Source organism: Aromatoleum diolicum (assembly GCF_012910955.1).
Lineage (GTDB): Bacteria > Pseudomonadota > Gammaproteobacteria > Burkholderiales > Rhodocyclaceae > Aromatoleum > Aromatoleum diolicum.
Genome location: NZ_WTVQ01000083.1, coordinates 1 through 5,534 on the forward strand (window position 1 = coordinate 1; position 5,534 = coordinate 5,534).

At 54.3% G+C, this 5,534-nt stretch carries 2 tRNA genes and 3 rRNA genes; all 5 read left to right on the forward strand.

The features are described from left to right. Window positions 1-336: 336 nt before the first annotated feature. The 5 genes from GPA25_RS23320 (at window position 337) to rrf (ending at window position 5,474) form a co-directional block, all read left to right on the forward strand. Window positions 337-1,872 (forward strand): 16S ribosomal RNA (locus GPA25_RS23320). A 74-nt stretch (window positions 1,873-1,946) separates the two neighbouring features. Further along, window positions 1,947-2,023: transfer RNA gene (locus GPA25_RS23325), tRNA-Ile, on the forward strand. Between the two features lie 9 nt (window positions 2,024-2,032). Continuing rightward, a tRNA-Ala gene (locus GPA25_RS23330) sits at window positions 2,033-2,108 on the forward strand. Between the two features lie 273 nt (window positions 2,109-2,381). Then, window positions 2,382-5,265, forward strand: a 23S ribosomal RNA gene (locus tag GPA25_RS23335). 95 nt (window positions 5,266-5,360) lie between these two features. Beyond that, window positions 5,361-5,474: ribosomal RNA gene (gene rrf / locus GPA25_RS23340) — 5S ribosomal RNA — on the forward strand. The 16S, 23S and 5S rRNA genes sit together here with 2 tRNA genes alongside, the layout of an rRNA operon. Window positions 5,475-5,534 lie beyond the last annotated feature (60 nt).

Below are 5,534 nucleotides of genomic sequence, written 5' to 3' on the forward strand. Positions count from 1 at the left end.
TTTTGGGAGCTTGACAGTATATTTTGGGTGTCTATAATTCGCCCCTCTTCGCGGCACTGGCGGTGGTTAGGCGGGTGAAGCGGGGGGTCGGGAAGAGGGGAAAAGGTTTTGCCGGTATTTGAAACGAGTTTCAAATAAGTGCGGGTGAAGCTTGACAGGGGTAGTGAAGTTTGTCAGAATCTCTTTCTCGCTGCTTCGGCAGCGGTTCTTTAAAAAATTGAACAATCGATAAGTGTGGGTGCTTGGTTGCTGCGACCGAGAGCCGCTTCGGCGGTTTTAGTTTCGCAATGATTAGGTGCTCATGTCAGTAATGATTTTGAGTACTTTGTATGGATTGAACTTAAGAGTTTGATCCTGGCTCAGATTGAACGCTGGCGGCATGCTTTACACATGCAAGTCGAACGGCAGCGGGGGCTTCGGCCTGCCGGCGAGTGGCGAACGGGTGAGTAATGCATCGGAACGTACCCAGTCATGGGGGATAACTACGCGAAAGCGTAGCTAATACCGCATACGCCCTGAGGGGGAAAGCGGGGGACCGCAAGGCCTCGCGTGATTGGAGCGGCTGATGTCGGATTAGCTAGTTGGTGGGGTAAAGGCCTACCAAGGCGACGATCCGTAGCGGGTCTGAGAGGATGATCCGCCACACTGGGACTGAGACACGGCCCAGACTCCTACGGGAGGCAGCAGTGGGGAATTTTGGACAATGGGCGCAAGCCTGATCCAGCCATGCCGCGTGAGTGAAGAAGGCCTTCGGGTTGTAAAGCTCTTTCAGACGGAAAGAAATCGCCTCTTCTAATACGAGGGGTGGATGACGGTACTGTCAGAAGAAGCACCGGCTAACTACGTGCCAGCAGCCGCGGTAATACGTAGGGTGCGAGCGTTAATCGGAATTACTGGGCGTAAAGCGTGCGCAGGCGGTTGTGTAAGACAGGTGTGAAATCCCCGGGCTTAACCTGGGAACTGCGCTTGTGACTGCACGGCTAGAGTACGGCAGAGGGGGGTGGAATTCCACGTGTAGCAGTGAAATGCGTAGATATGTGGAGGAACACCGATGGCGAAGGCAGCCCCCTGGGCCGATACTGACGCTCATGCACGAAAGCGTGGGGAGCAAACAGGATTAGATACCCTGGTAGTCCACGCCCTAAACGATGTCAACTAGTTGTTCGGAGAGGTAACTTTCTGAGTAACGCAGCTAACGCGTGAAGTTGACCGCCTGGGGAGTACGGCCGCAAGGTTAAAACTCAAAGGAATTGACGGGGACCCGCACAAGCGGTGGATGATGTGGATTAATTCGATGCAACGCGAAAAACCTTACCTACCCTTGACATGCCTGGAATCCTTGAGAGATCAGGGAGTGCCTTCGGGAGCCAGGACACAGGTGCTGCATGGCTGTCGTCAGCTCGTGTCGTGAGATGTTGGGTTAAGTCCCGCAACGAGCGCAACCCTTGTCGTTAATTGCCATCATTAAGTTGGGCACTTTAACGAGACTGCCGGTGACAAACCGGAGGAAGGTGGGGATGACGTCAAGTCCTCATGGCCCTTATGGGTAGGGCTTCACACGTCATACAATGGTCGGTACAGAGGGTTGCCAAGCCGCGAGGTGGAGCCAATCCCAAAAAGCCGATCGTAGTCCGGATCGTAGTCTGCAACTCGACTACGTGAAGTCGGAATCGCTAGTAATCGCAGATCAGCATGCTGCGGTGAATACGTTCCCGGGTCTTGTACACACCGCCCGTCACACCATGGGAGTGGGTTTCACCAGAAGTAGGTAGCTTAACCTTCGGGAGGGCGCTTACCACGGTGAGATTCATGACTGGGGTGAAGTCGTAACAAGGTAGCCGTATCGGAAGGTGCGGCTGGATCACCTCCTTTCAAGAGAACAGGTCGCGGGTGATCAAGTATCCACAACTTATCGGTTGTTCAGGCAAAGAGCCTCGAGATGACGAGGGTCTGTAGCTCAGCTGGTTAGAGCACCGTCTTGATAAGGCGGGGGTCGTTGGTTCGAACCCAACCAGACCCACCACCGAATGAGGGGGGATTAGCTCAGCTGGGAGAGCACCTGCTTTGCAAGCAGGGGGTCGTCGGTTCGATCCCGTCATCCTCCACCAGAAAGCGTTGGGTGGTCAGACGTCGAAGGGCTAAGCAGTGCGGAACGAAGGGGTTCTGTAGTGCTTAGGTCTTGGCAGGATTTGAGGCCGTGTTCTTTAACAAAGTGGAAGAAGTGAAGTGTGCGACAGCGTGTCGAAAGGCGGGCTGTTGCATGGGTTGGTGTGATTGCATTTTATGCGGTCCTCTGCGCTTTGAACCAGCGGCAGGGGGCTGCGCACAAGCGTGAGTTGTCTATGACGGTGTATCCCTGGCAACAGGGTCCATGGTTATAGGATCAAGCGACTAAGTGCATGTGGTGGATGCCTTGGCGATCACAGGCGATGAAGGACGTGCAAGCCTGCGAAAAGCGGGGGGGAGCTGGCAATGGAGCTTTGATCCCCCGATATCCGAATGGGGAAACCCACTCCTTCGGGAGTATCCCGCGCTGAATACATAGGCGTGTGGAGGCGAACGCGGCGAACTGAAACATCTAAGTAGCCGCAGGAACAGAAATCAACCGAGATTCCCCAAGTAGTGGCGAGCGAACGGGGATGAGCCTGCACGACTAAACCATTTACTTAGCAGAACGGTCTGGAAAGTCCGACGATACAGGGTGATAGTCCCGTATGCGAAAAGTAGTTGGCGGGTCTGAGCGTGCGACAAGTAGGGCGGGACACGAGAAATCCTGTCTGAAGATGGGGGGACCATCCTCCAAGGCTAAATACTCGTGATCGACCGATAGTGAACCAGTACCGTGAGGGAAAGGCGAAAAGAACCCCGGGAGGGGAGTGAAATAGATCCTGAAACCGCATGCATACAAACAGTGGGAGCCTCCTTGTGGGGTGACTGCGTACCTTTTGTATAATGGGTCAGCGACTTACGTTCAGTAGCGAGCTTAACCGAATAGGGGAGGCGTAGGGAAACCGAGTCTGATAAGGGCGACATAGTTGCTGGGCGTAGACCCGAAACCGGATGATCTATCCATGGCCAGGATGAAGGTGCCGTAACAGGTACTGGAGGTCCGAACCCACTAATGTTGAAAAATTAGGGGATGAGCTGTGGATAGGGGTGAAAGGCTAAACAAATCCGGAAATAGCTGGTTCTCCCCGAAAACTATTTAGGTAGTGCGTCGTACGGACACTTGCGGGGGTAGAGCACTGTAATCGTTGGGGGGGTCACTGCGATCTACCCCGCGATAGCAAACTCCGAATACCGCAAAGTGATATACGGCAGACAGTCCTGGGGTGCTAACGTCCTGGGACAAGAGGGAAACAACCCAGACCGCCAGCTAAGGTCCCAAATACATGGCTAAGTGGGAAACGAAGTGGGAAGGCCCAGACAGCTAGGAGGTTGGCTTAGAAGCAGCCATCCTTTAAAGAAAGCGTAATAGCTCACTAGTCGAGTCGTCCTGCGCGGAAGATGTAACGGGGCTCAAGCCATGAACCGAAGCTGCGGATCTCGTAAGAGATGGTAGGGGAGCGTTCCGTAAGCCTGCGAAGGTGTCTCGAGAGGGATGCTGGAGGTATCGGAAGTGCGAATGCTGACATGAGTAGCGATAAAGGGTGTGAAAAGCACCCTCGCCGAAAGCCCAAGGTTTCCTGCGCAACGTTCATCGACGCAGGGTGAGTCGGCCCCTAAGGCGAGGCAGAAATGCGTAGTCGATGGGAAACGGGTCAATATTCCCGTACCGATTTTAGATGCGATGGGGGGACGGAGAAGGTTAGGTCAGCCGGGTGTTGGACGTCCCGGTTTAAGCGTGTAGGCGTGCCCCGTAGGCAAATCCGCGGGGCTGAGCTGAGGCGTGACGACGAGCGCTCTTTGAGCGCGAAGTGATTGATACCATGCTTCCAGGAAAAGCCTCTAAGCTTCAGTCTAAGATCGACCGTACCGCAAACCGACACAGGTGGGCAGGATGAAAATTCTAAGGCGCTTGAGAGAACTCAGGAGAAGGAACTCGGCAAATTGATACCGTAACTTCGGGAGAAGGTATGCCCCATTAGCTTGTAGGAGTACATCCGAAGGGCGAAGGGGCCGCAGAGAATCGGTGGCTGCGACTGTTTATTAAAAACACAGCACTCTGCAAACACGAAAGTGGACGTATAGGGTGTGACGCCTGCCCGGTGCCGGAAGGTTAAGTGATGGGGTGCAAGCTCTTGATCGAAGCCCCGGTAAACGGCGGCCGTAACTATAACGGTCCTAAGGTAGCGAAATTCCTTGTCGGGTAAGTTCCGACCTGCACGAATGGCGTAACGATGGCCACACTGTCTCCTCCTGAGACTCAGCGAAGTTGAAATGTTTGTGAAGATGCAATCTCCCCGCGGCAAGACGGAAAGACCCCATGAACCTTTACTGTAGCTTTGCATTGGACTTTGACGGGACTTGTGTAGGATAGGTGGGAGGCTTTGAAGCGGGCACGCTAGTGCTCGTGGAGCCAACCTTGAAATACCACCCTGGTGTCGTTGAGGTTCTAACCTTGGCCCGTGAATCCGGGTCGGGGACCGTGCATGGCAGGCAGTTTGACTGGGGCGGTCTCCTCCCAAAAGGTAACGGAGGAGTACGAAGGTCGCCTAGACACGGTCGGACATCGTGTTGATAGTGCAATGGCAAAAGGCGGCTTGACTGCGAGACCGACAAGTCGAGCAGGTGCGAAAGCAGGTCATAGTGATCCGGTGGTTCTGTATGGAAGGGCCATCGCTCAACGGATAAAAGGTACTCTGGGGATAACAGGCTGATTCCGCCCAAGAGTTCACATCGACGGCGGAGTTTGGCACCTCGATGTCGGCTCATCACATCCTGGGGCTGTAGCCGGTCCCAAGGGTATGGCTGTTCGCCATTTAAAGTGGTACGTGAGCTGGGTTTAAAACGTCGTGAGACAGTTTGGTCCCTATCTGCCGTGGGCGCTGGAAGTTTGAGAGGACCTGCTCCTAGTACGAGAGGACCGGAGTGGACGCACCTCTGGTGTACCGGTTGTGACGCCAGTCGCATCGCCGGGTAGCTAAGTGCGGAAGAGATAACCGCTGAAAGCATCTAAGCGGGAAACTCGCCTCAAGATGAGACTTCCCCGGGGCCTCGAGCCCCCTGAAGGGTCGTTGAAGACTACAACGTTGATAGGTCGGGTGTGGAAGCGCAGTAATGCGTTAAGCTAACCGATACTAATTGCCCGTGAGGCTTGATCCTATAACCCTGGATCCAACACCAGACAACACACGAAAAAAACGCATCACACCAAACTCCAAAAACACTTTACTTCCCCACTTTGTGACCCTTTACAGTCTGACGACCATAGCGTCTTGGTACCACCCCTTCCCATCCCGAACAGGACCGTGAAACAGGACCGCGCCGATGATAGTGCCCTTCGTGGGTGCGAAAGTAGGTCATCGTCAGACTACCTATGCCAAAAAAGCCGCTCTTCCTCTACAGGATCAGCGGCTTTTTTACGTCAACTC